The following is a 23,565-nucleotide window of genomic DNA, read 5'->3' as shown; positions in this document are numbered from 1 at the left end:
ACGAGGGTCCGGATACGTCATTCCATTTCGATGATCACTTGCTCTTGCCATTTTTGCGGCAGGGCCTTGGAGGTCGCTTCCCAGGCCTCGGCATTTTTGATCGGCTGCGCCGCACCATACTGCTCATTAGGCAGCAACTTGGCCTGCACATCGGCCGGCAGCTTCAGGTGTTCGGCACGAATCGGCCGGGCATGGCCCTTGGCCAGGTTGATCTGCCCGGCATCGCTGAAGATGTACTCGCGGGTCAGCTTGGCCGCGTTGGGGTGCTTGGCGTACTTGTTGATGATGGTGGTATAGCCGGAGGTGATCGAGCCGTCCGACGGGATCAGTACCTCAAAGCGCTTCGGATCGATCTGGTCGCGGTAGCTCAAGCCGTTGAAGTCCCACACCACGCCGACTTCCACTTCACCCTTCTCGATGGTCTGGATGGTCGGGTTGGCCAGCGACAGGCGCTTCTGCTGCGCCAGCTTGGTGAACAGTTGCAGACCCGGTTCGATATTGGTCTCGTCGCCCTTGTAGGCAATCGCCGCCGCCAGCACGCCGTTGGCGGCCTGGGCGGCAGTGCCGACGTCACCAATGGCGACTTTGTATTTGCCTTTTTCCAGGTCGTGCCAGGTTTTTGGCCGATCGCCTTCCTTGACCAGATCCTTGTTGATGATGAAGGCAATGGTGCCGGTATAGGCCAAGGCCCAGTGGCCGTCCTTGTCCTTGGCCCATTCCGGGACCTGATCCCAGGTGCTCGGCTTGTACGGCTGGCTCACGCCCTTGGCCACGGCGATGGGGCCGAAGGCGGCGCCGACGTCACCGATGTCGGCGCTGGCGTTGTCCTTCTCGGCGTCGAACTTGGCGATTTCCTGGGCCGAGCTCATGTCGGTGTCGCTGTGCTTGAGGCCGTATTTGCTGGCCAGGTCTTGCCAGGTGCCTTTCCAGTTGGCCCAGGCATCGGGCATGCCCACGCTGTTGACTGCGCCTTCCTTACGGGCGGCGTCTTCGAGGGCCTTGAGATCGTCCGCGGCCCACGCCGAACTACCCAGGGCGATGGCCGAGCCCAGCAGTGACGCCATGAAGAACTTTTTCATCCGAAGCTCCTTTGGTGGGGATGCCTTGCAGTTGCGCTTTGAAATTATGCTTATCGAGCAAACCTTGCTTACGGTGGTGGTCTAGGTCAGCAAACCTTGAGCCAAGGTAGGCCGCTTGCGTGACAGTTTGATGTAGGAAAGGCGCCAGTACGGGCAACCGGCAGCCCTGGAGATACAGCGTAGACCAAGACCCACGCCTTGATTGGCAAGGGCTGGCCCGTTTCTGGCAGGGGCTTGTGCAGGTCTTTGTCACAGGATGTTCATCGGCTGTGCCTAGGCTTGCACTATTCTCCAAATGCCCTGTTCTGGGGCTGGACTAGTCCAGATAGGTAACCTTTGATGCAAGCGACGCCACCGCGCGCGGTAACAGCTATCTGTCATGCCTTGCAGGAGCAGATCGAACACGGTCTGCTGGCGCCGGGCGGCAAGCTGCCGGCTGAACGCAAGCTCAGCGAGGTGTTCGATACCACGCGTATCACCCTGCGCGAGGCATTGGTGCAGCTGGAGGCGCAGGGGCTGATCTATCGCGAAGAGCGCCGTGGCTGGTTTGTCGCGCCGCAGCGGCTGACCTATGACCTGATCGAGCGCAGCCACTTTCACGCCATGGTCCGTGACCAGGGGCGGCTGCCGAGTACCGAGCTGTTGTCGGCGCGGTTACTGCCGGCGTCGGCGGCGATCTGCGCGCGCTTGCGCCTGCCGGGGTTGTCCTGCGTGGTGCAGATCTGCCGGTTGCGCCGCATCGATGGGCGGGCAGTGCTGTATGCCGAGCACTATTTGAATCCGCACTATTTTCCGGGGATTCTCGAACAGGACCTGGCCCAGTCGCTGACCGAGATCTATCAGCGCGAGTATCAGATTCGCTACGGGCAGGTGTGTTTCGAGATTCTGCCTACTGCCTTGCCGGTGGCGGCGGCGCTGGCTTTGAAGGTCTCAGCGGGTAGCCCGGGGTTGCACATCACCCGGGTCAACAGCGATCAGCATGGGCATTTGATCGACTGTGACCTTGAGTATTGGCGCCATGATGCGATTCGTATTCGGGCTGAGGCAGGGTAGTGCTGCACGCTACGCCATCGCGGGGCAAGCCCGCTCCCACGCCAAGTGCTCCCACGGTCAATGTAGGGCGCTGCGTGGGAGCGGGCTTGCCCCGCGATGAGGCGTCACCCGGCAGCGCCAGTTTCGGTCAAAACACCACCCCCAGCCGTCACCACCTGCACCGACAGCCTAGGCATTGCCAGATCCACTCCAGCCTCATCCAACTGACGCTTGAGCGCCAGGTTGAACGCCCGCGACACTTCCCACTGCTTGATCGGCGCGGTCTTGAAGCGTGCTCGCAAGATCGCCTGGCCGGACTCGAAGCTTTCCACCCCTTGCAGTTCCAGCGGCGACCAGATATTGCGGCGCATCAGCGGGTCGTTGCGCAGCTTTTGGCCCACCTCACGGATCAGCGTTATCGCCTCATCGATGTTCATGCTGTGCGGGATCGCCACTCGGAAAATGGCGTAGCCGAACTCGCGCGAGTAGTTCTTGATGCTCTTGATCTCGCTGAACGGGATGGTATGCACGATGCCGTCGATATCGCGCAGGCGCACGGTGCGGATGGTCAGGCCCTCGACCGTGCCCAGGTGGCCGCCGACATCGACGTAGTCATCGATGGCCAGCGAGTCTTCGATGATGATGAACAGGCCCGTGATCAAGTCGGCCACCAGCGACTGCGCGCCAAAACCGATGGCCAGGCCGATCACCCCGGCACCGGCCAGCAGCGGGGTAACGTTCATGCCCATGTTGGCCAGGGCGACGATCACCGCGATGATGAAAATGGCCACGAACAACACGTTGCGGATCAGCGGCATCATGGTCTGCGCGCGGGCGTTGGCCAGCCCTCGGCGCGAGCGCACCAGCGCGTGGTGTACGGCGGTGTCGGCCAGGATCCACACCAGCCAGGCGGCGATCAGGGTGCCGGCCAGGCCCAGCAGGCGCAGGCTCACTTCATGCCCTTGGCCTTCGGCAAAGCCAATCATCGATAAGCCCCACACGCGCAAACCCAGCTCGATGAACACCAGCCAGATGAACAGGTGCACCAAGGCATAGCCGAAGTTCTTCAGGCGCTCGGTATAGACCTCCTGGCGACGGTTGGCGCGCTTGGGGTTGGCGGCGTGGCGGCGCACCAGGCCATTGAGCACCATGCACACCACCACCAGCACGGTACACATCAGTGACTGGCGCAAGGCGGTGCTGGTATCGCCGGCTGAGACGAAGGTGGCGAACAGCGAGATCGCCACCAGGATCAGCGCCGGGATGTACCAGAAGCTGCCGAGGATTTCGATGGTGTCGCTCAAGGTACGCCGGGTCAGGCGCCGCGACAGTGGCTGGTTGCGGATCAGGTGGGCGATCGGCCGGCGGAAACGCAGGATGAACAACCCGGTGCACAGCGCCGCCAACACATTGGCCAGGGTCGCCAGGGCATGCGCCAGGTGCGTGCCCAGGGCGGTGGTCAGGCGCGGGTCGTTCATCGCCTCGCCGAAGGCTGCGAAGCTGCCGATCAGCCACAGCGGGCGGAATGCTTGATGGCGCAGGATGTGCAAGGCGCGGTGGCGGTGCGGGCCGTCGAGCAGGGAGAAGGCGATCACACAGATCGCCGAGAAACAGGTGCCGACCACCAGCGCATAGGCCAGCACCATCGCCATCGATTTACCCAGCGAGGAGGGCAGGGCGAAGCTCAGGTACACGGTGAACACCAGCGCCACCAGCCAGGGGCCGAGTTTGCGCAGGGCAAAGCGCACCAGGTCCCAGGTGCGCGGGTGCTGCGGCAGTTCTTCACTCAGGCCGAAGCGCAGACGTACGCGGTGGCCGATCCAGTTGAAGGCATAGGCCAGCAGGCTCCACACCGCGATGATGGCGATGAAGCCGAACAGGATCGCTGGCCATTGGTGCACCGGCACCATCAGTGAGGTCAGCTCGGCTTGGGCTTGCTCGATTTCCTGAGACCAGCGGCGAAACGGGCTGGCGTCACCGCTGAACTGGCTTTCCAGGTCGTGCAGGGCGCCGCCAATCAGGCCGAGCACGCCTTGCTCGGGGCTGGTCTGGGTCTGTTTGCTGGCGTCGCGCAGCTTCTTCAGGTCAGCCAGCAGCTTGCTCCGTTGCTGGTCGTTCTCAAGGTTCTTGATCACCTCGTCCAGCGACTTGGCCAACGGCTCGCTGGCTTGCGGCTGGGCAGGGGCGCTGGAGCCGAGTATCCCCGGCAGACCGGCAGCGTGTACGGGCAGGGTGAACAGCAACAGCAGCAGGGTCAGGCAACGCAGGAGGGCAGGCACCGGGAAATCTACCTCAGGTCAAACGATTGACCGAGTGTAGAGGTTTATGTGGGCAGTTTCTCAAGGATCTTCCAGCACATGATGCCGAAAATGCCGAGCGTACCGACCCACATCATCACCACCCCGACATTACGCTCGCGCAGGCTGAAACCGATGGTCAGCAGCATCAGCAGGAGGAATACCGGCAAGAACAGCGAGATGAACGGGGACATGGACAGAATCCTTCTGCTTTGGGGGCCATGTAGTAAGCATAGCGGCTGGGGCGGGGAGGGGCTTGATCCGTGGCAGGTGTTTTGCCTGTACCTGCCCGATCGCGGGGCAAGCCCGCCCACGCCATTGTCCTGCGAGGCGAACGGCGTGGGAGCGGGCTTGCCCCGCGATGAGGCCGGTACTAACGAAGCATTACTCAGGGCAATTCGCGAGTGCGATAGAACGCCGTCAACACCTTCACCAGGTGCGCCAGGTCGTGGCTACCACACAGCTCGCGGATTGAGTGCATGGCAAAGGTCGGCAGGCCAATATCCACCGTGCGCACACCCAGATGGCTGGCGGCTATCGGGCCGATGGTCGAGCCACAGCCCATGTCGCTGCGCACCACGAAGCTCTGCACCGGCACCTCTTCGGCCATGCACAAGTGGCGGAAGAAGCCCGCGGTCTCGCTGTTGGTGGCGTAGCGCTGGTTGTTGTTGACCTTGATCACCGGCCCGGCATTGAGCTTGGGCCCGTGGTTGCCGTCGTGCTTGTCGGCATAGTTGGGGTGCACGCCGTGGGCGTTGTCGGCCGAAACCATCAGCGAGCGCTGGATGGTGCGCACATACTCGTCGCCATCGGGCAGCAGACGCTGCAAGGTTTGTTCGAGCATCGGCCCGTCGGCGCCGCAGGCCGAGCACGAGCCGACTTCCTCATGATCGGTGCACACCAGCACACAGGTTTCGTCACTGTCCGAGGCTAGCATCGCTTGTAGGCCGGCGTAGCACGACAGCAGGTTGTCCAGGCGCGCGCCGGCGATGAAGTCAGCGTTCAGGCCGATCAGCGCGGCGTCCTGGGTGTCGTAGAAGCTCAGCTCGTAATCGAGCACCACGTCGGCGTTCAGATCGTGCTCACGGGCCAGTTGCTCGGTGAGCAAGGCGCGGAAGTCGACCCGCTCGTCACCGGCCACCTGGGCGATGATCGGCGGCAACTCGAGCTGCGGATTGATCGGCCAGCCTTCGTTGGCGGTGCGGTTGAGGTGAATGGCCAGGTTGGGAATGATCGCGATGGGGAGCTTGAAATCGACCAGCTGGCTTTCCACCTTGCCGTCCCGGCGGAAGGTGACTCGGCCTGCAAGCGACAGGTCGCGGTCGAACCAAGGTGCGAGCAGCGCGCCGCCGTATACTTCCACGCCCAATTGCAGAAAACCATGGCGCTGCAGCTCAGGTTGCGGCTTGACCCGCAGGCACGGGCTGTCGGTGTGGGCGCCGACCATACGGATGCCACTGAGCAGCGGCGAGTGCTTGCCGAGCTTGATAGCGATGATCGAGGAGTCGTTTCGGGTTACGTAGTAGCGCCCGCCAGGCACCGTGGCCCAGCTGTCGCGCTCATCCAGGCGCTGGTAGCCGCCGGCTTCGAGGCGCTGGGCCAGGCTGGCGGTGGCGTGGAAGGGCGTCGGGGAGGCCTTGAGAAATTCGATCAGGCCCTGGTTCAAAGCATCGCGCATAAGTCACTCCAGACAGCAGTGGCGCGAGTTTAGCGTAATTGCCCGGGAATTTGTGTCGGTGCCATCGCGGGGCAAGCCCGCTCCCACGAATCCGCGATGGACCTATGGCTTCAGAATGGTGCCGGGCACTCGAACTTCAGGCGCTGCCCGCTTACCGGGTGGGTGAAGCTCAGCATCGAGGCATGCAAGCACAGCCGCTCATGGGCCGCCAGCGCCTCGGGATTGGCATACAAACGATCACCCAGCAGCGGATGGCCAATCGACAGCATATGCACCCGCAACTGGTGCGAGCGCCCGGTGATTGGCGTCAGCTCGACGCGGCAATAGTCGCCACAGCGCTCGACGATGCGCCAGAAGGTCAGCGCATGCTTGCCCTGTTCATGGTCCACCACATGCCGTGGCTTGGTCGGCGGGTCGTAGCGCAGCGGCAGGTCGATGCTGCCGCTGTCCAGCGCGGGTTGGCCCCAGCACAGCGCGGTGTAGGCCTTCTCGGTCTCGCGGTCGTGGAACTGGCGTGACAGCTCGCGGTGGCTGTCGGCATCGCGTGCGAGCAGGATGATCCCCGAGGTTTCCCAATCCAGCCGGTGCACGATGAGTGCGTCGGGGTAGCCATTTTGCTGCAGGCGGGTGATCAGGCAGTCCTTGTTGTCTTCGGCACGGCCAGGCACCGAGAGCAGCAGGGTCGGCTTGTTGACCACCAGGATGGCGGCGTCTTCATGGAGGATCTGCACGTTCGACAGCGGCATTACGTGTTCTCTGCAAATGCCAACGGCGCCTGCGGACTGGGAGTGGCTGGTGGGAGGAGGCTTGCTCGGCGACTACCCGACCCGCTGCAACTGGGTCTGGCGCAATCGCGGGGCAAGCCCGCTCCCACGAGCCACCTGCAAGTCAGCAGGCGCCGTGGCGATTACCCGAAAGCGTGAATCAACGCTCGGGCAGGGTGATGTTCAGCTCGAGGATCGAGCAGCTGCCTTGGTTTTCCAGGGCAACCACCACGTCATCGTTACCGATATTGACGTACTTGCGGATCACCTCGACCAGCTCCTTCTGCAAGGCGGGCAGGTAGTCCGGCGTAGTGCGCTGGCCGCGCTCGTGCGCCACGATGATCTGTAGACGCTCTTTCGCTACCGACGCGCTGGTCTGTTTTTGTCTGCCACGAAAGAAGTCAAAAAGGTTCATGGTTTATTTGCTCCCGAAAAGGCGCTCGAAGAATCCCTTCTTCTGTACATCGATGAACCGAAGTTCTTTCTCTTGGCCCAGCAGGCGGTCGACAGTGTCGCTGTACGCCTGGCCGGCATCGCTCTGGTCGTCCAGGATAACCGGGACGCCTTGGTTGGAGGCCTTGAGCACGGCCTGGGACTCTGGAATCACACCCTTGAGCTTGATCGCCAGGATCTCTTCGACGTCGGCGATGCTGAGCATTTCGCCGTTGTTGACGCGCTCAGGGTTGTAGCGGGTGATCAGCAGGTGTTCCTTGATCGGCTCTTCGCCACGCTCGGCGCGGCGCGACTTGCTCGACAGCAGGCCGAGCATACGGTCGGAGTCACGTACCGAGGACACCTCAGGGTTGGTCACCACGATCGCTTCGTCAGCGAAGTACATGGCCAGGTGGGCACCTTTTTCGATACCGGCTGGCGAGTCGCAGATGACGTAGTCGAAATCCTTGGCCAGCTCTTCGATGACCTTTTCCACGCCTTCGAGGGTCAGCGCGTCTTTGTCGCGGGTCTGGCTGGCAGCCAGGACGAACAGGTTTTCCAGGCGCTTGTCCTTGATCAGGGCTTGCTGCAGGTTGGCTTCGCCGTTGACCACGTTGACGAAGTCGTACACCACGCGGCGCTCGCAACCCATGATCAGGTCGAGGTTACGCAGGCCCACGTCGAAGTCGACGATGACAGTCTTTTTGCCGCGCAGAGCGAGGCCAGTACCGATGGCGGCGCTGGTGGTGGTCTTGCCCACACCCCCTTTGCCGGAAGTAACCACGAGAATCTTGGCCAAGGTGTTTCACCCCTAAAAATAATCGGGACGCGAGTCCCAGCAAATACACAAAATGGCAACGAGGAAAAAGTTGCTCTAAAAATGCCGGCAAGTATCCGTTAAAGACGGGTGATGTTCAACACATCGCCGGACAGGCTGACCTGCACGCCGGCCCCCCACAACGGGTCGCGTCGAAGGTCTTCGCAGACACGGTACTGACCCGCGATGGAGACCAGCTCTGCGGTCATCTGCTGGCAGAAGATACGCGCCTTGGTGTTGCCCTTGATGCCTGCCAGGGCGCGGCCACGCATGGCGCCGTACACATGGATGTTGCCATCGGCGAGAAGTTCCGCACCGGGGCTGACCGAGGCGGTCACCACCAGGTCGCCGCCTTGAGCATAGATCTGTTGGCCGCCACGCACCGGGGTGGTGATGATCCGGGTCGGACGGATTTCTGGCTCCGCGGGCGGCGCAGGCACTGGCTCGGGCTTCTTCACCTCAGGTTCGGGCTCCAGCGGCCGCTCACGGGCGCCGGAGGGCGGTAGCACAGGCAGGTCGATGGCGATCGCCGCGGCGATGTCCTCGATGCGGCTGGCGCGAATGGCCAGGGTGCGCAGGCCATGATGGCGGCAGACGCGCATCAGCCCAGGCAAATCGATCGCCCCTTCGTCGGCGGGCAGCTTGTCCAGCGCGAGCACCAGCGGGGTATTGCTGAAGAAATTCGGCGCCTGGGCCACTTTCGCCGCCAGTTGCCGGTCGAGGGACTCGAGGTCGTTGCGCGCCAGTTCCAGCACGGTAATGGCAAGCATGCTGCCTTTGAGCTGGAACACGGGGGCGCTTTCGGGGGTCTGGTTTAGGCTCATGGTCTGCATAGACGGCTTGTTGCTCAAAAAGTGCCCTGACTTATAACGAGAACGCCGGTTGCCCGCAACCGGCGGCGATCCGTTGTAGAATGCTCGGCCCTTGTCTTGCCGGAAGCTTCAATGGAACGCCCGCGTTTTCGTCCGTATTTTCTCCACCCGCGATTCTGGGGCCTGTGGCTAGGCCTTGGGCTGCTGTGGCTGACCGTCCAGCTGCCGTATCGCGCGCTGCTGTGGCTCGGCCGCGCCTTGGGTGCGCTGATGTACCGGGTGGCCGGCGAGCGTCGGCGGATTGCCGCGCGCAACCTGGAGTTGTGCTTCCCGGAGCTGTCCGCCGACCAACGGCGGCATTTGCTCAAGGAAAACTTCGCCTCCACCGGCATCGCCTTCTTCGAAATGGCCATGAGCTGGTGGTGGCCCAAGGCCCGGTTGGCGCGGTTGGCGCATATCGAAGGCCTCGAGCATTTGCAGGCAGCGCAACGCGATGGCCAAGGGGCGATCCTGATGGCCGTGCATTTCACCACCCTGGAAATTGGCGCGGCGCTGCTCGGCCAGGTACACACCATCGACGGCATGTACCGCGAGCACGGCAACCCGCTGTTCGACTTCATCCAGCGCAGCGGTCGTGAGCGGCATAACCTCGATTCGCTGGCGGTGGAGCGTGAGGATGTGCGCGGCATGCTCAAGCTGCTGCGCAGTGGCCGTGCGATCTGGTATGCACCGGATCAGGACTATGGCGCCAAGCAGAGCCTGTTCGTGCCGCTGTTTGGCATCCCGGCAGCGACGGTGACCGCCACGACCAAGTTCGCCCGCTTGGGCAAGGCACGGGTGATTCCGTTCACCCAGCGGCGGTTGGACGATGGCAGTGGTTATCGCCTGGTCATTCATCCGCCGTTGGACGACTTCCCGGGCGAGAGCGAAGAGGCCGATTGCCTGCGCATCAACCAGTGGGTCGAAGGTGTGTTGCGCGAGTGCCCCGAGCAGTACCTGTGGGCGCACCGGCGGTTCAAGTCGCGGCCAGAGGGTGCGCCGCGGTTGTATGACAAGAAGAAGCGTTGATCTGGGGTGTCAGTGAAGGCCCTATCGCGGGGCAAGCCCGCTCCCACGTGAGTCCCGGTTCTAACCGCAGGTCACATGGGCTCCCACGTGAGTCCCGGTTCTAGCAGCAGGTCTCGTGGGCTACGTGGGAGCGGGCTTGTCCCGCGATAGCATGAACGATGACAGCAATGATTCCAGGGAGGACCACATGACCCCAACCACCGGCCTGATCCTCTCTGGCGGCGGCGCCCGCGCCGCCTATCAGGTCGGCGTATTGGCTGGCATCGCCGACTTGTTGCCCCCCGGCGCGGCCAATCCCTTCCCGGTCATCGTCGGCACCTCGGCCGGCGCCATCAATGCCGTGACCCTGGCCAGCGGCGCCACCCGCTTTGGCGAATCGGTACAACGCTTGACCCACTTCTGGCAGAACTTTCGCAGCCACCTGGTGCTGCGTAGCGATTGGCCCGGGGTTATCCGCCAAGCCAGCCGCTTCGTCAGCCACAGCCTGTTAGGCATAGGCGGCCAGCTGCCGGTGGCGCTGCTCGACAGCAGCCCGCTGCGCGGCCTGTTGCAAGCGCACCTGGACCTGGACGGCATCACCCATTCCTTGGCCAGCGAGCAGCTGCGCGCCGTGGCCATCACCGCCTTTGGCTATGACTCCGGGCAAGCGGTGACGTTCTATCAGGGCCGCGACACCATCGAGCCCTGGCTGCGCCATCGGCGCATTGGCCGGCCCACGGCGCTGACGGTCGAGCACCTGCTGGCCAGCTCGGCGATCCCGCTGCTGTTCGCTCCGGTCAAACTGGGCGAGGAGTATTTTGGCGATGGCGCAGTGCGCCAGTCGGCGCCGATCAGCCCGGCCTTGCACCTGGGCGCCAGTCGGGTGCTGGTGGTCGGAGTCAGCGGCAACCCGCAGCGGCCGGCGCCGCCGTTGCCGACCCAGCGGGTGTTCAGCGGTCAGCAGCCCAGCCTGGCGCAGATTGGTGGGCACATGCTCAACAGCACCTTCATTGACAGCCTGGAAGATGACATCGAGCTGCTGCAGCGGCTCAATCACCTCAGCCACCTGTTGCCCGCGCACCTGGACGCGCGGCGTTTGGGGTTGGCGCCGATCGAGGTGCTCGTGGTGGCGCCAAGTCAGCCACTGGATGAGATTGCGGCGCGCCATCGGCGTGAATTGCCGGCGGCGTTGCGCATGTTCTTGCGCGGGCCGGGAGCGACCCGCACCAGCGGGGCAGGGGTGTTGAGTTATCTCTTGTTCGAGGCGAGCTATTGCAGCGAGCTGATTGAACTGGGGCGCAACGACGCCCTGGCCAAGCGCCGCGAGCTGGGGCAGTTTCTGGGATTGTGATGCTGGCAGGGACCGGCCCTATCGCGGGGCAAGCCCGCTCCTACGCAGCCTTCGTTCGACCAGCACGTGGGAGCGGGCTTGCCCCGCGATAGGGCCGGTATTGACCCTCCCTACTCAGCAATCTGCAACTTGCGCGCCTGGGTATACACGTAGCGCACTTTCTCGTACTCGAACGGCGAGTTCAGCTGCCCATAGCGGAAGGCTGTGGTATAGCGCTTATCCACCGCCCTGACGAAGAAAATCTCCGGATGATCGGTGCTGGCCTCGGCCACATTGAGGAAGTTGATCGCCTGCTCGCCAGCATAATCGACCACCACCCCGGTGGTATCGCGCAGGTTCGACGGGCCCAGGATCGGCAGCATGATGTATGGCCCATCGGGCACGCCATAGAAGCCCAGGGTCTGGCCAAAGTCTTCGCTCTGGCGGGGCAGGCCCATCTTGGTCGCCGGGTCCCACAGGCCGCCGACCCCGATGATGGTGTTGAACATCAACCGCGCGGTGATCTCCGCCGAGCGCTTGCCCTTGAGCTGGAACACGCTGTTGAACAGGTTGGGCACATCACCCAGGTTGTTGAAGAAGTTGCTCACCCCGGTGCGCAAGAAGCGCGGGGTGATGGCGGTGTAGCCCTTGACCGCTGGTAGCAGCACCCACTGGTCGAAGCGATAGTTGAAGTGATAGATGCGCCGGTTCATCGACTCCAGCGGGTCGTAGACGTTGAGCGCAGTCAGGGTCGAACGTTCGAATTCACGCTGGTCGAGCCCAGGGTTGAATTTCAGCGCGCGCATCGGATCGAGAAAGCCATCGCTTTCTGCTTGGGGGGTAACCACCGGGTCGGCTTCGATCACGCTGGTGCGCGGCGCGATCTCCGCCGCCATGGCATGGCCGGCAGCGAACAGGGCGGTGACGAGCAGCAGTCTTTTAACCACGGAAGAACTCCAGCATGGCGTCGCTGTTGACGCGGTAATTGAGGTTGCCGCAATGGCCGCCGTGCGGGTACAGGGTCAGGCGATCGCCAAACACCTTGCGCAGAAAACCGATATCGCCAGGGCCGAGGATGACGTCGTCGGCGTTGTGCATGACCTCGATTTTCGGCGTGTTGTGCAGGTAATCGGCCAGCGCATATAGGCTGACCTGATCGACCAGCTGCAGCACGCTGCCGCCATCGGTGCGGGCCCGCCACATGGGGATGACTTGCTCGGTCAGGTAGCACTCGAAGTCGCACTGCAAGGCGCGCTTGAACCACGGGGTCAGGGTGCTGCCTTCGGTGATCGGCTGTTTCGGTGGGGTGATCAGGCCGCGGCGATTGATCAGGTCGGAGGTAAACGCGATATCGGCCGCCGAGAAGCGGAACGAAGTGCCGATCAGCATCGCCATCTGCTCGTTGGACAGGTGCTGGCGCGACTTCTGGAAGTCGTACAGCAGGGCGTCATTGAGGTCGATGTAGCCCTTTTCCTGGAAGTACAGCGTGAGCTTTTCCAGCATCAACTCATAGAAGGTGGTGCTGCGGTCGATGCCCTTGACCTGGGTCTGCACCAGTTTGTCCAGGTTGCTGACCGAGGTATAGAGATTGACCGGCGGATTGAGCAGCAGCACCCGCTTGAAGTTGAAGCTGCGCCGGGTTTCATCCAGGTGGCTGACGAACGCCGCATCCAGTGCGCCCAGGCTGTAGCCGGTGAGGTAGAAGTCGCTGACTGGCAAGCGCGGATGCTGGGCGCGTACCGCCTGCATGACCCGGTACAGGTCCTCGGCGTCCTCTGAAGTGATGCCGGGGGTGGCGAAGCGCGAGGCGGCGCTCATGAAGTCCCAGCTGGTCGGTGACGACAGCTGCACGACGTGGAAGCCTTCCTGGTAGTAGAGCTTCTTCAGGTATTCGTTGATGGTGCTGGAGTAGGGGGCGCCGGTGCCGGCGATGATGAACATCAGCGGCGCCTCGCGGTCCTGGCGGGCCAGGCGGTACTTGAGTTTTTTTACTGGCCAGAAGTTATCGGGCAGGGTGAAGGCGCGCTCCGGGCGCAGGTTCAGGCTGTAGTCGGCTTGAGTGATGTCTTCGTCACTGGGCAGGGTCGGTCGTTGTTCGGGCGGGGTGGTGGCAATGGTCGCCTCGAACGGGTTGGTCAAGGGAAAACCGTAGCTGGCGGCGTCGATGTCCCGCGCCGAGGCGGCCGCAGCCAGTAGCAGGCCACCCAGGAGGGCGGCGAGGCGCATTGATCGAAGCATTGAATCCCCCAGAAAAATCAGCAAGGCGGTGCGATACCCAGGCTCTGACAATGGCGGCCTGTACAAAGTTGCCCAGTGCACGGTTGTCCGTCGCGCTGGATATTGCCGCGCCTTACAACAGCGCGGCAACGGTGCTTCTGTGCAACATAGCTGGTGGCGGGCGTTCTTGCCTTGCACAGATGTTGCACAGGGTTATGCTTGCGCATTGTTATTACCACCCGGAGATCGTCATGCCCCGTTCATTGCCTGTGATTGTCTTGCTGCTGTGCTTGCCGTTATGGCTGGCAGCGAGCTATGGCGTGCGTTATGGGCTGATGGAAGACGCCCAGTGGGTCGGCCTGTGCGGCGTGCCGGGGGAGTACTGGCAATGCCAGCTGCGCTCGCTGCTGGGGTTGGCGATTCATTTTCAGGTGATTGCCTGGGCCGGGCTGGGCTTGGCGCTGTTGGCGCAGTTGCTGGCGGGGCGGGCCGGATGGATTCTGGCGGCGCTGGCGTTGCTGTTCGGGATCCCGGCGTTAGTGCTGTACACCGCCAGCATTGCGGTGTTTGCGGTGGTGTTGGCTGGGTTGCGGTTGGTGCGTCAGCCAGTGCCGAGCAAGGTCGGTTAAGCGGAGACTGCGCAGCCCTCATCGCGGGACAAGCCCGCTCCCACGCAGTTTTCCATACAGGTCATGGCGTGGGAGCGGGCTTGCCCCGCGATAGCAGGCTCAAATCTTGCGCAGACTGCGCCATAACGCTGCAGTCATCAAAACACTGACCCCCGCCCAGACCCAAGCCTGTTGATTGTGCAACCCTTCCCGGAACAACTGCGGTGCAACCCCTGCGCCTACGATAAACGCCAGCAAGGCCACCTCAGCCCGCCGCGCTGGCACGGGTCGCAGCAGATAAACCAACGCCGGCAGCAACAAGGCCGCACTGGGAAAACTGCGATAGCGCGGATCAACCACCATCGCCAGCATGCTCACTGCCGCAGCGAACCCTGCCGCCAGCAGCCACCACCCAGCCCGCGCCTCAAGCCAGGCGAACAGCCGCTGGCGCCAGCCGCTACGCTGCGCCAAGGCCAGCGCCGCATGCGCCAGCACCAGCAGATTCAGCCCCGCCAGCAACACCGCCCACAGCCACTCGCCAGCAAACCGCGCGTTGGTGCGCATCAGCTCGCCCCATAGCCCCAGGCTACCGGCACCAATCGCTGCCAACAGCGGCAGCAACAATGCCGCACGCGGATCGGCCGGCCGGCCAGCCAGCAGCAGCACCGCGATCAGCAACAACACACTCGCCAGCAACCACTGCGGCCACAGCGCCAGGTTGCTCACCGGCCCTTCAAGCACCCCTTTGTCCTGGCGATCGGCGTCATACAGCCCCCAGTAACCACCCACCGCGCCCTCGCTGGCGCGCTTCCACGGTTGGTCGAAGGCTTCGATCAAGTTGTAGCTCCAGCCATTGCGCTCGGCCATGGCGACAAAACCACGAATGAACAGTGCCTCATTGACCCGGCTCGGCACCGCCGTCTCGCGCTGGCGCCCCTCGCTGGGCCAGCCGGTCTCGCCGATCATCACGTCCTTGGGCGCAAAGCGCGTGCCGAACACCCGCCGAACCTCGGCGACATGCGCCAGGGCCTGGTCGATCCCGCTGGGGTCATCTTCCCAGTAGGGCAGCAGGTGGATGGTCAGAAAGTCCACCGCAGGCGCCACTTGTGGATGCTGCAACCAGAACTCCCAGACATCGGCATAGGTCACCGGCACGGTCACACGACTCTTCACCCGGGCGATCAGCTCAGCCAAGCGAGCACCCGTAACTTCCTTGCGCAGCAGCGCCTCGTTGCCGACGATCACCGCGCTGACCACATCCGGGTTGGCGTTGGCCGAGGCGATCAGCAGCTCGACTTCCTTGTCGGTGTCGGCAGCGTTGGCATTGACCCAGGCGCCGATCATCAGCTTCAGCCCATGCTTGCGCGCCAAAGCCGGAATCGCCTCAAGACCGGTCATCGAATAGGTGCGGATGCACTGAAAACGCATCGCCAGCAGCGCCAGGTCAGCGTCCATGCGCGCCGGGCGCAGGCGGAACGGCTGGTCGAACGGCGACTGGTCTTTATCGAACGGGGTGTACGAGGCGCATTGCAGTTTATGCGTGGGGCTGGCCGCATCGGGCAGCAGCACCGGCTTGCCCAGCCCGTACCAGAGCGCCCCGAGCCCGAGCAAGGCGAGCAGACAGGCGAGGAGGTAAAGGGGCAGTAGCAAGCGGGCGGAACTGGGCATCAGGCGGTCCATCGTCAGGCGCAAAGGGCTAGATGATAGCCGCAAATGCCCGGCGCCAACGCATTGGCATGCAAGGATCGCGCAGGGCAGGGCGGGCCGATGACGCTAATGGCCAAGTGCTGTCGCATCTGATTGGGGTGGAGGTCGCTGATAGAGCAGGTCGACCTGTGTGGCAGGTTGATGATGCAATCTCCAAGACCTGACGAGGGGATGCTTTGATGAATATGCGACGTTTCCTGGGCGTGGGATCCGCCCTGGTGTTGGCCATGAGCGCTGCGCAGGCAATGGCCAAAGAAGTGAGCATTGGTTACGTAGATGGTTGGGCCGACAGCGTGGCGACCACTAACGTGGCCGCCGAAGTAATCAAGCAGAAGCTCGGTTATGACGTGAAACTGCAGGCGGTGGCCGCCGGCATCATGTGGCAGGGGGTTGCCACCGGTAAACTCGACGCCATGCTCTCGGCCTGGCTGCCGGTCACCCATGGTGAGTACTGGACCAAGAACAAGGACAAGGTGGTCGACTACGGCCCCAACTTCAAGGATGCCAAGATTGGCCTGATCGTCCCTGAGTACGTCAAAGCCACCAGCATCGAAGACCTCAAGACCGACGACACCTTCAAGCAGAAGATCGTCGGCATCGACGCAGGCTCCGGGGTGATGATCAAGACCGAACAGGCCATCAAGGACTACGACCTGACGGGCTACAAGTTGCAGGCCAGCTCCGGAGCGGGCATGACCGCCGAACTGGGCCGGGCCTATCCCAAGCAGCAGTCGATCGCGGTGACCGGTTGGGTACCGCACTGGATGTTCGCCAAATGGAAACTCAAGTTCCTGGAAGACCCTAAAGGCGTGTACGGCGCGGCTGAGACCGTCAACAGCATCGGCAGCAAGGAGCTGGACAAGAAGGCGCCGGAAGTGGCGGCATTCCTGAAGAAATTCCAGTGGCAGTCCAAGGATGAGATCGGTGAGGTGATGCTGGCGATTCAAGATGGCGCCAAGCCTGACCAGGCGGCCAAGGACTGGGTGGCCAAGCATCCGGAGCGGGTTGCCGAGTGGACTGGCAAATGAGCGAGTAAGGCATAGCGGCCAGTGTGTTTTCTTCGCGGGCAAGCCCGCTCCCACAGGGCCTTCATCGAACGCTGTGGGAGCGGGCTTGCCCGCGAAAAGGGCGACCCTGGCCTGTCTGTTGTTACCAAATCTGCAAAACACCGTTGCATCTAAGACTAAGGTCGTCTGGTTGGCGTCCAACGGCAGCATAAAGTTACAGGCGGGTTATCCCTAATCTGTGCTGCTAGGACAAAAACAATGAACGACAGCATTTACCTCTCGATACAGAACAGTCCGCGCTTCAAGGAACTGGTCACCAAACGCGAACGCTTCGCCTGGATTCTCTCGGCGATCATGCTCGGCCTCTACTGCGGCTTCATCCTCCTCATCGCCTATGGCCCGCAAATTCTCGGCGCCAAGCTGAGCCCGGACTCGTCGATCACCTGGGGCATTCCCCTCGGTGTCGGCCTGATCCTCTCGGCCTTCATCCTCACCGCCATCTATGTGCGTCGTGCCAACGGCGAGTTCGATGAGTTGAACAAGGCAATCCTCGAGGAGGCCAAGCAATGATCCGCCAAGCCAAAGCCCTGGCCGTCCTGGCCTGCGGCGTTTTTGCACCCGCTGTGTGGGCCGCTGATGCGCTCACCGGCGAGGTGCAGAAACAGCCGCTCAACATGTCTGCCATCGTCATGTTCCTGGCCTTCGTCCTGTTCACCCTGGGGATTACCTACTGGGCGTCCAAACGCAACAAATCAGCCTCCGACTACTATGCCGCCGGCGGCAAGATCACCGGCTTCCAGAACGGTCTGGCCATTGCCGGTGACTACATGTCGGCAGCCTCGTTCCTGGGGATTTCCGCCCTGGTATTCACCTCCGGCTACGATGGCCTGATCTACTCGATCGGCTTCTTGGTCGGCTGGCCGATCATTCTCTTCCTGATCGCCGAGCGCCTGCGCAACCTGGGTAAATACACCTTCGCCGACGTGGCCTCGTATCGCCTCGGGCAAAAGGAAATCCGCACCCTGTCGGCGTCCGGCTCGCTGGTGGTAGTGGCCTTCTACCTGATCGCGCAGATGGTCGGCGCGGGCAAGCTGATCGAGCTGCTGTTCGGCCTGGACTACCACGTTGCGGTGATCCTGGTCGGCATCCTGATGTGCATGTACGTGCTGTTCGGCGGCATGCTCGCCACCACCTGGGTACAGATCATCAAGGCCGTGCTGCTGCTGTCGGGTGCCAGTTTCATGGCGCTGATGGTGATGAAGCACGTGGGCTTTGACTTCAACACCCTGTTCACCGAAGCGATCAAGGTGCACGCCAAAGGTGAGGCGATCATGAGCCCGGGCGGTTTGGTCAAAGACCCGATCTCGGCGTTCTCCCTGGGCCTGGCACTGATGTTCGGTACCGCTGGCCTGCCGCACATCCTGATGCGCTTCTTCACCGTCAGCGACGCCAAGGAAGCGCGCAAGAGCGTGCTGTACGCCACCGGTTTCATCGGCTACTTCTACATCCTGACCTTCATCATCGGCTTCGGCGCGATCTTGCTGGTCAGCACCAACCCAGACTTCAAGGACGCCGCTGGCGCGTTGCTGGGCGGTAACAACATGGCGGCGGTGCACCTGGCCGATGCCGTGGGTGGCAGTATCTTCCTCGGCTTCATCTCGGCGGTGGCCTTCGCCACTATCCTGGCGGTGGTCGCTGGCCTGACCCTGGCCGGTGCCTCGGCGGTATCCCATGACCTGTACGCCAGCGTCTGGCGCAAAGGCAAGGCCAACGACAAGGACGAGATCCGCGTCTCGAAGATCACCACCATCGCCCTCGGCGTACTGGCGATCGGCCTGGGCATTCTGTTCGAGAAACAGAACATCGCCTTCATGGTCGGCCTGGCCTTCTCCATTGCCGCCAGCTGCAACTTCCCGGTACTGCTGCTCTCGATGTACTGGAAGAAACTCACCACCCGCGGCGCCATGATCGGCGGCTGGTTGGGCCTGGTCAGTGCAGTGGGCCTGATGATCCTTGGCCCAACCATCTGGGTGCAGATCCTCGGTCATGAGAAAGCCATCTACCCTTACGAGTACCCAGCGCTGTTCTCGATGATCATCGCCTTCGTCGGGATCTGGTTCTTCTCGGTCACCGACAAGTCCAAGGCTGCTGAAAACGAACGTGCGTTGTTCTTCCCGCAGTTCGTGCGTTCGCAGACTGGCCTGGGTGCCAGTGGCGCGGTTTCCCACTAATCCTTGCATGCAGTGCCACAACGCCCCGCTAGTCGGGGCGTTGTCGTTTGTGAATGGCTGATCCGCCTTGCAAGCCAGTTTGATGGCGTTTTGAGGTCGCTGGGAAATTTCCGAAGCCCGCTCGGAACGGTCTTACTCATCGCGACGAATCGATCCTGAATAATCTCCTTGCTGACCGGGAAACCCCCGGCAGGCATTAGCCCTTCAAGGAGATCAGATTCGTGAAACGTACGTTATTCGCCCTTCCCCTGGCCATGTGCTGCGCCACTTCGGCTTTTGCCATTGACCCGATCGAGAAGCAGGTCCAGGTCACCGCTCAGATCCCCACTGGAGCGTTCTTTGTCGAGCCTGTGGGCGGCAACTGGATGAACGACCCGCAAGAGATGACCTGGAACTCCTATCAATCCAAGCTAGAACCGATTCGCAAGGAGTTGCAGGTCAAGAGCACCGTGGGGCCGATTACCGCCTACCTAGTGTCGCCTGCTGTCATTGCCAGCGGCGTCAACAACATCGGCCTGGATGTCAAGGTTGCCGGCACCGTGCTCAAGACCACGCCGACCGAAGTGGTCAGTGCGGCCCTGGCTGCCCCCGGCACCACCGTTGGCTTTGAAGTGCATGCCCAAGCCGCGCCTACCACCGGTTATGTGCCGGGCAGCTACCAAGGCTTGGTCAGCATGATGTTTGAAACCGCTGCGCCTTGAAGCGGGCAGTTATCGGTTAACCCATTCGTTGTTGCCCTCCTTGTCCTCCACGCCTGTCGAGGGGAGGGGGGGTATTGCCTGTAAGCGACGCTCATGCCAATCAAATACCCCTCCATCGCCGTCCTGCGCTGTTGGCTGCCATTGGCTGTCTGCCTGGCCACCTTGCCCTGTGGAGCAAATGCTGCGGCGACGGCGCTGGGGCGCATCGACGGCCTGCCGCGTGAATTCGAGGCGCATTTCTTCGACGTGCCCTTGGCGGTGCGGGTCGACCTGGATGGCCGCTATCTGGGCGATGCCATGGTCGTGCTCAGCCGCGACCAACGTGTGCAGCTGATCGAATTCACCGATACCCAAGAGAGCCGCGAGCCCGAGCGTGTGCGTCGTCTGTGGCGTGAGCGCTTGAGCAATGCCCGGCCATTGGGAGACTGCCAGTCCGATTGCCCTGATGGGTTACGCGCAGTGCACTACAGCCTGGTCAATTCACAGTTGTCGTTATTGACCAATCAGGCTGAAGTGCAAGCAGGTGTTGAACGCTTTCATCAACTCCCGGCTCAGGGCAGTTATGGCCTGCTGTTGCGTAATCAGCTCAATCTGGTGGGGGATGGGCGTGGTACTACGGGGCGTTACGCCATGCAAGGGCAAGGCAGTATCGGCAACTGGACCGCCTTGGCCGACGGCCAGCTCGACCGTGGCAGCGATAGCGAACAAGGCACCCGCTACCGCCTCGACCAGCTCTACGCCGAGCGCCTGGTTGAAGATAACTTCTATCGCCTGGGCTACTTCACCCCTAGCGCCCAAGGCTTGACCCGCCAGCCCCGGCTGATGGGTGCCAGCACCGATACCACGCTTGGCCTGATGTTCGGCAGCAGCGACGGCCTGGCCATCGACAATGGCGCCCCCAGTGCCACGCCTATCTACGTCACCCCTGATCGCCCGGCAGTGGCTGAGATTTATCGCAACGGTGTACTGATCAACAGCCAGCCGGTGCAACCCGGGTTGCAAACCCTCGACACCAAGGTGTTGCCTGGCGGCATCTACGAAATTGAAGTTCGCCTGGTGGAGGACGGCCAGGTTACCTCGCGCAGTCAGGCCTTCATCTACAAACCCAGCAACTGGCGCAGCACCGATGCGCCGTGGCGCTACAACGTCTATCTAGGCCGGCAGAGCAGCCTGCTGAGCAACTGGCAGCGCGAGCATGACGACAGCCTCAGCGCTGGCGTGTTGGCCAACTACCTGCTGCACCCACGGGCGATTGTTGGTCTGTCGGCCCAGCGTATCGACCAGATGATGCAATACGGCACCTCGCTGGACTGGGACCTGTACGACCGTTTCAAGCTCTTTGCCAATGTGTTCCAGGCCCAAGGCTACGGCAACGGTTACGACCTGCAGGCCATTCACACCTATGACAGCGGTTCGTTGGTCGCCAGCCACAGCCGTTCGTGGTTGTCGCGCCCGCGGCAAGCGCGCAGTGCGGCGTTCGTAGAGAGGCAGACGCAATCCTCGCTGTCGCTCAACCATCGCCTTGATCCGCGCAACACTGCCAGCCTGCGCATTTCCCACAGCAGTGGCGCCAGCGAAGGTATGGGGGTCGACCTGGGATGGTCGTACTTCGGCCGGGTGCTGGGGTCGGACGCCAACTGGCGCCTGTCACTGTTCGATCGACCTGGCACGGTGGGTACCAGCCAGGCGCGCAGTCGCGGGGTCAACCTGAGCTTGAGCATGAGCCTGGGCGGCGGCGGGCGGCGGCTGTCGGCCAGTGTCGGTACCCGCACGTCTCGTGAGGGTGGGCGTGATCTGAATGCCTCGCTGGCCTACCAGCAGGATGTCGACATCGGCCCGTTGCGCAGCCTTGGCCTGACTGCCAGCGCTGACCGCTATGGCGTTGGCCTGGGCGGCGATACCCAGTTTGAAAACCAGGTGATGCATGGCGATGCCTATGTCCAGCGCTCGTCCTACAGCGGCGAGTTCAATGGTGGCTTGAACATGCAGAGCCTGCTCGCGGTGGGCGATGGCAAGGCGGCGCTGAGTGGCCAGTACTTGCCGCATCAGGCCGGTTTGATCGTCGATGTCGAGACGGATCTGGATGGCCTGGAGCTGCGCGCCGACGATCCCAACGGCAGCACCGCCAGCCTGCGCCCTGGGCGCAACGTGATTCCGGTAGCGGCCTATAAGGCTGGCCATGTGCAGTTCGATTTTGAAGGCAGCGAGGCGACTGCGGCAGTGATCCAACCCTCGAGCCTCGATTACCACCTCAACCGCGGCGGGATCGCCTATCGACAGTTGCGTGTGCTGCGCACCGTGACCGTGATTGGCCGCCTGATCGACGTCAAGGGTAGGCCGCTGCGGGGGGCTCAGGTGATCAATCACGCCAGCCGCACGGTGAGTGAAGCCGATGGGTTCTTCGCCGTAGAGATGAGCGAAGCGACCCCGAGCCTTGAGGTTCACCAGCACGGCGCGGCGGCCTGTTTGCTCAGCCTCGACCTGCTGGTGCTGGAGCGCGAAGGCGACGTGGTGCTGGCAGGGGATCAGACCTGCAGTCCGACGAGCCTGGCCGGGGTGGGCGATGTAGCGGGTAACGGGCGCGGTTGAGTCAGTGCTGGCCCTATCGCGCGACAGGAAACGTGAAAGCCAGTGGGAGCGGGCTTGCCCCGCGATGAGGCCGGCACTGGCGCCCATATGCTCAACGCAATCACCAATTTCAGAGCTGCACTTGGGAATTTTCCGAACTGGTTTTAGGAGCAATCCCGCGACCTAGACCATAGCCATCAACGCCACTGTATCAATACTCTCGTTATGCCTAAAAAGAGACCCCTAATCATGACCATCCCCAGGCTGATCCTGTTGATCCTGCTGCTCACCCCGCTGGCCTCACGCGCTGCGCCGGAGCTCAACGTCGGCGCCCTGTACGACTACCTCGACAGTGGCAAGAGCACCCTGCTCAAGCGGGTGCGCAACAGTGGCGACACCACCGCGTTCGTCAAGATCAGTGTGGCCGAGCTGGTCTATGACAAGGACGGCGTGCCTCGCGAAATCGCCACCGATGGCCTGCCACTTGAGCAGCGCGGCCTGGTGGCCAGTCCGGCCCGACTGATCGTCCCGGCCCAGGGCATGCAAGCGGTGCGCCTGCTGTATCGAGGGGCGCGTGACCAGGAGCGCTACTTCCGCCTGCGCTTCGTGCCGGTGCTGCCCGAATCGGGCGATGGCTTTGCGGTCAACGAACAGGAGGCCGAGCAGTATCGCGACAGCCTCAAGGCCGGGGTCAACCTGTTGGCCGGCTATGGCTCGATCCTGTTCGTGCGCCCCGGCCAAACCCGTTTCCTAACGCCCGTGCAACGCCACGGCGGCCGGCTGACGGTGAGCAACGAAGGCAATAGCACCGTGGTCCTCGATCACTTTCGCCAGTGCCAGGCTGCCGGACAGGGGTGCGAGGCGGCAACCAAGCACCACCTGCTCCCGGGGCGCAGTCGCGACTTCGATGGGCAGATAGGCAAGGTGCATCAATTCGAGCTGCACGAAGGCAGTGAGCACAAAGACATGGTGGTAGAGGGATGAGCGTCTCGAACTCATGGCAAAAGCGCCTGAGCCGTTACAGCGGCGGCTTGGTGCTGGCAATGACCGCGCTTTCGGCCAGTGCCGTGGAAACAACGCTGACGGCGCAGTATCGCGGCGGGGGTTCCGGGCGATTTGAAAACACCACGCCGCCAGCGTCGTTTTGTCGTCACTTTGGGTCGCTGTGTAATGAGAGGGCGACCGTGGACCTGCCGATCACGTACGCCAAACGCACGGTGCAGTCAGCACCTGATCCG

Annotated in this window: 21 protein-coding genes; 10 read left to right on the top strand and 11 right to left on the bottom strand. The window is 62.6% G+C overall.

Annotation, left to right across the window (positions count from 1 at the left end):
- Window positions 1–17 precede the first annotated feature (17 nt).
- Window positions 18–1,079, bottom strand: a complete 1,062-nt coding sequence (locus ACF8K2_RS03705; protein ID WP_392463521.1) for an ABC transporter substrate-binding protein — start codon at window positions 1,077–1,079, stop codon at window positions 18–20.
- 339 nt (window positions 1,080–1,418) lie between these two features.
- Here ACF8K2_RS03705 and ACF8K2_RS03700 point away from each other — a divergent pair, with 339 nt between their 5' ends.
- Window positions 1,419–2,132 (top strand): UTRA domain-containing protein, encoded by a 714-nt coding sequence (locus tag ACF8K2_RS03700; RefSeq protein WP_392463519.1) that lies wholly within the window; start codon window positions 1,419–1,421, stop codon window positions 2,130–2,132.
- A gap of 104 nt (window positions 2,133–2,236) precedes the next feature.
- On the opposite strand, the gene ACF8K2_RS03695 is transcribed toward ACF8K2_RS03700, so the two are convergent.
- From ACF8K2_RS03695 to minC, 7 genes are all read right to left on the bottom strand, one after another.
- On the bottom strand, window positions 2,237–4,390 hold the full coding sequence (locus ACF8K2_RS03695) for a mechanosensitive ion channel family protein (RefSeq protein WP_392463517.1): 2,154 nt from the start codon (window positions 4,388–4,390) through the stop codon (window positions 2,237–2,239).
- Between the two features lie 44 nt (window positions 4,391–4,434).
- Window positions 4,435–4,602: a hypothetical protein gene (locus ACF8K2_RS03690; RefSeq protein WP_186554711.1), complete on the bottom strand. Its 168-nt coding sequence runs from the start codon at window positions 4,600–4,602 to the stop codon at window positions 4,435–4,437.
- A gap of 194 nt (window positions 4,603–4,796) precedes the next feature.
- Complete coding sequence (locus ACF8K2_RS03685) at window positions 4,797–6,086, bottom strand: M18 family aminopeptidase (protein WP_186554712.1); 1,290 nt, start codon at window positions 6,084–6,086, stop codon at window positions 4,797–4,799.
- A gap of 110 nt (window positions 6,087–6,196) precedes the next feature.
- A complete protein-coding gene (locus tag ACF8K2_RS03680) occupies window positions 6,197–6,832 on the bottom strand; it encodes an RluA family pseudouridine synthase (RefSeq protein ID WP_186554713.1) in 636 nt (211 codons plus the stop codon).
- A 178-nt stretch (window positions 6,833–7,010) separates the two neighbouring features.
- Window positions 7,011–7,265 carry a cell division topological specificity factor MinE gene (gene minE, locus ACF8K2_RS03675; RefSeq protein WP_119139657.1) on the bottom strand — a complete coding sequence of 85 codons (255 nt, stop codon included), beginning with the start codon at window positions 7,263–7,265 and terminating at the stop codon, window positions 7,011–7,013.
- A 3-nt stretch (window positions 7,266–7,268) separates the two neighbouring features.
- On the bottom strand, window positions 7,269–8,081 hold the full coding sequence (gene minD, locus ACF8K2_RS03670) for a septum site-determining protein MinD (RefSeq protein ID WP_186554714.1): 813 nt from the start codon (window positions 8,079–8,081) through the stop codon (window positions 7,269–7,271).
- A 98-nt stretch (window positions 8,082–8,179) separates the two neighbouring features.
- On the bottom strand, window positions 8,180–8,932 hold the full coding sequence (minC, locus tag ACF8K2_RS03665; protein ID WP_186554715.1) for a septum site-determining protein MinC: 753 nt from the start codon (window positions 8,930–8,932) through the stop codon (window positions 8,180–8,182).
- 111 nt (window positions 8,933–9,043) lie between these two features.
- Between minC and ACF8K2_RS03660 the strand changes: the two genes are divergently transcribed.
- Together ACF8K2_RS03660 and ACF8K2_RS03655 are read left to right on the top strand one after the other, a co-directional pair.
- The gene (locus ACF8K2_RS03660) at window positions 9,044–9,979 is read left to right on the top strand and encodes a lipid A biosynthesis lauroyl acyltransferase (protein WP_186554716.1); all 936 of its coding nucleotides are present in this window, start codon (window positions 9,044–9,046) and stop codon (window positions 9,977–9,979) included.
- Window positions 9,980–10,166: 187 nt separating this feature from the next.
- Complete coding sequence (locus ACF8K2_RS03655; RefSeq protein WP_392463512.1) at window positions 10,167–11,309, top strand: patatin-like phospholipase family protein; 1,143 nt, start codon at window positions 10,167–10,169, stop codon at window positions 11,307–11,309.
- A gap of 110 nt (window positions 11,310–11,419) precedes the next feature.
- Here the strand turns inward: ACF8K2_RS03655 and ACF8K2_RS03650 are convergent, their stop codons facing one another.
- Both ACF8K2_RS03650 and ACF8K2_RS03645 read right to left on the bottom strand, forming a co-directional pair.
- Window positions 11,420–12,235 carry a VacJ family lipoprotein gene (locus ACF8K2_RS03650; protein ID WP_264235795.1) on the bottom strand — a complete coding sequence of 272 codons (816 nt, stop codon included), beginning with the start codon at window positions 12,233–12,235 and terminating at the stop codon, window positions 11,420–11,422.
- Window positions 12,228–13,526, bottom strand: a complete 1,299-nt coding sequence (locus tag ACF8K2_RS03645) for a serine/threonine protein kinase (protein ID WP_186554719.1) — start codon at window positions 13,524–13,526, stop codon at window positions 12,228–12,230. The genes ACF8K2_RS03650 and ACF8K2_RS03645 overlap by 8 nt, the downstream gene beginning before the upstream one ends.
- A 230-nt stretch (window positions 13,527–13,756) precedes the next feature.
- On the opposite strand from ACF8K2_RS03645, the gene ACF8K2_RS03640 reads away from it, so the two are divergent.
- Window positions 13,757–14,134 carry a hypothetical protein gene (locus tag ACF8K2_RS03640; RefSeq protein WP_392463509.1) on the top strand — a complete coding sequence of 126 codons (378 nt, stop codon included), beginning with the start codon at window positions 13,757–13,759 and terminating at the stop codon, window positions 14,132–14,134.
- A gap of 99 nt (window positions 14,135–14,233) precedes the next feature.
- Here ACF8K2_RS03640 and ACF8K2_RS03635 read toward each other — a convergent pair whose 3' ends face one another.
- Complete coding sequence (locus tag ACF8K2_RS03635; RefSeq protein WP_392463508.1) at window positions 14,234–15,793, bottom strand: beta (1-6) glucans synthase; 1,560 nt, start codon at window positions 15,791–15,793, stop codon at window positions 14,234–14,236.
- A gap of 206 nt (window positions 15,794–15,999) precedes the next feature.
- On the opposite strand from ACF8K2_RS03635, the gene ACF8K2_RS03630 reads away from it, so the two are divergent.
- The 6 genes from ACF8K2_RS03630 (at window position 16,000) to ACF8K2_RS03605 (ending at window position 23,311) form a co-directional block, all read left to right on the top strand.
- Window positions 16,000–16,848 carry a glycine betaine ABC transporter substrate-binding protein gene (locus ACF8K2_RS03630; protein ID WP_186554722.1) on the top strand — a complete coding sequence of 283 codons (849 nt, stop codon included), beginning with the start codon at window positions 16,000–16,002 and terminating at the stop codon, window positions 16,846–16,848.
- 237 nt (window positions 16,849–17,085) lie between these two features.
- Complete coding sequence (locus tag ACF8K2_RS03625; RefSeq protein WP_186554723.1) at window positions 17,086–17,397, top strand: DUF485 domain-containing protein; 312 nt, start codon at window positions 17,086–17,088, stop codon at window positions 17,395–17,397.
- Window positions 17,394–19,058: a cation acetate symporter gene (locus tag ACF8K2_RS03620; protein ID WP_186554724.1), complete on the top strand. Its 1,665-nt coding sequence runs from the start codon at window positions 17,394–17,396 to the stop codon at window positions 19,056–19,058. The genes ACF8K2_RS03625 and ACF8K2_RS03620 overlap by 4 nt, the downstream gene beginning before the upstream one ends.
- A 221-nt stretch (window positions 19,059–19,279) precedes the next feature.
- Window positions 19,280–19,759 (top strand): CS1 type fimbrial major subunit, encoded by a 480-nt coding sequence (locus tag ACF8K2_RS03615; protein ID WP_392463506.1) that lies wholly within the window; start codon window positions 19,280–19,282, stop codon window positions 19,757–19,759.
- Between the two features lie 93 nt (window positions 19,760–19,852).
- The gene (locus ACF8K2_RS03610) at window positions 19,853–22,348 is read left to right on the top strand and encodes a CS1-pili formation C-terminal domain-containing protein (protein ID WP_392463505.1); all 2,496 of its coding nucleotides are present in this window, start codon (window positions 19,853–19,855) and stop codon (window positions 22,346–22,348) included.
- Between the two features lie 228 nt (window positions 22,349–22,576).
- Window positions 22,577–23,311 carry a molecular chaperone gene (locus ACF8K2_RS03605; RefSeq protein ID WP_392463504.1) on the top strand — a complete coding sequence of 245 codons (735 nt, stop codon included), beginning with the start codon at window positions 22,577–22,579 and terminating at the stop codon, window positions 23,309–23,311.
- The last annotated feature ends 254 nt before the right edge of the window (window positions 23,312–23,565 follow it).

The sequence above is a fragment of the Pseudomonas sp. xss_2 genome (assembly GCF_043104195.1).
Taxonomy (GTDB): domain Bacteria; phylum Pseudomonadota; class Gammaproteobacteria; order Pseudomonadales; family Pseudomonadaceae; genus Aquipseudomonas; species Aquipseudomonas urmiensis.
The sequence above is the reverse complement of the archived record's forward strand: the minus strand, read 5'-3'. Positions and strand labels throughout refer to the sequence as shown.

What these genes read in the sequence shown, in the direction of transcription:
- ACF8K2_RS03635 (WP_392463508.1), bottom strand. Translation starts at nt 15,793, where the DNA reads ATGGACCGCCTGATGCCCAGTTCCGCCCGCTTGCTACTGCCCCTTTAC.
- minE (WP_119139657.1), bottom strand. Translation starts at nt 7,265, where the DNA reads ATGAACCTTTTTGACTTCTTTCGTGGCAGACAAAAACAGACCAGCGCG.
- ACF8K2_RS03700 (WP_392463519.1), top strand. Translation starts at nt 1,419, where the DNA reads ATGCAAGCGACGCCACCGCGCGCGGTAACAGCTATCTGTCATGCCTTG.
- ACF8K2_RS03610 (WP_392463505.1), top strand. Translation starts at nt 19,853, where the DNA reads ATGCCAATCAAATACCCCTCCATCGCCGTCCTGCGCTGTTGGCTGCCA.
- ACF8K2_RS03640 (WP_392463509.1), top strand. Translation starts at nt 13,757, where the DNA reads ATGCCCCGTTCATTGCCTGTGATTGTCTTGCTGCTGTGCTTGCCGTTA.
- ACF8K2_RS03685 (WP_186554712.1), bottom strand. Translation starts at nt 6,086, where the DNA reads ATGCGCGATGCTTTGAACCAGGGCCTGATCGAATTTCTCAAGGCCTCC.
- ACF8K2_RS03655 (WP_392463512.1), top strand. Translation starts at nt 10,167, where the DNA reads ATGACCCCAACCACCGGCCTGATCCTCTCTGGCGGCGGCGCCCGCGCC.
- ACF8K2_RS03660 (WP_186554716.1), top strand. Translation starts at nt 9,044, where the DNA reads ATGGAACGCCCGCGTTTTCGTCCGTATTTTCTCCACCCGCGATTCTGG.
- ACF8K2_RS03620 (WP_186554724.1), top strand. Translation starts at nt 17,394, where the DNA reads ATGATCCGCCAAGCCAAAGCCCTGGCCGTCCTGGCCTGCGGCGTTTTT.
- minC (WP_186554715.1), bottom strand. Translation starts at nt 8,932, where the DNA reads ATGCAGACCATGAGCCTAAACCAGACCCCCGAAAGCGCCCCCGTGTTC.
- ACF8K2_RS03680 (WP_186554713.1), bottom strand. Translation starts at nt 6,832, where the DNA reads ATGCCGCTGTCGAACGTGCAGATCCTCCATGAAGACGCCGCCATCCTG.
- ACF8K2_RS03690 (WP_186554711.1), bottom strand. Translation starts at nt 4,602, where the DNA reads ATGTCCCCGTTCATCTCGCTGTTCTTGCCGGTATTCCTCCTGCTGATG.
- ACF8K2_RS03630 (WP_186554722.1), top strand. Translation starts at nt 16,000, where the DNA reads ATGAATATGCGACGTTTCCTGGGCGTGGGATCCGCCCTGGTGTTGGCC.
- ACF8K2_RS03705 (WP_392463521.1), bottom strand. Translation starts at nt 1,079, where the DNA reads ATGAAAAAGTTCTTCATGGCGTCACTGCTGGGCTCGGCCATCGCCCTG.
- ACF8K2_RS03625 (WP_186554723.1), top strand. Translation starts at nt 17,086, where the DNA reads ATGAACGACAGCATTTACCTCTCGATACAGAACAGTCCGCGCTTCAAG.
- ACF8K2_RS03645 (WP_186554719.1), bottom strand. Translation starts at nt 13,526, where the DNA reads ATGCTTCGATCAATGCGCCTCGCCGCCCTCCTGGGTGGCCTGCTACTG.
- ACF8K2_RS03605 (WP_392463504.1), top strand. Translation starts at nt 22,577, where the DNA reads ATGACCATCCCCAGGCTGATCCTGTTGATCCTGCTGCTCACCCCGCTG.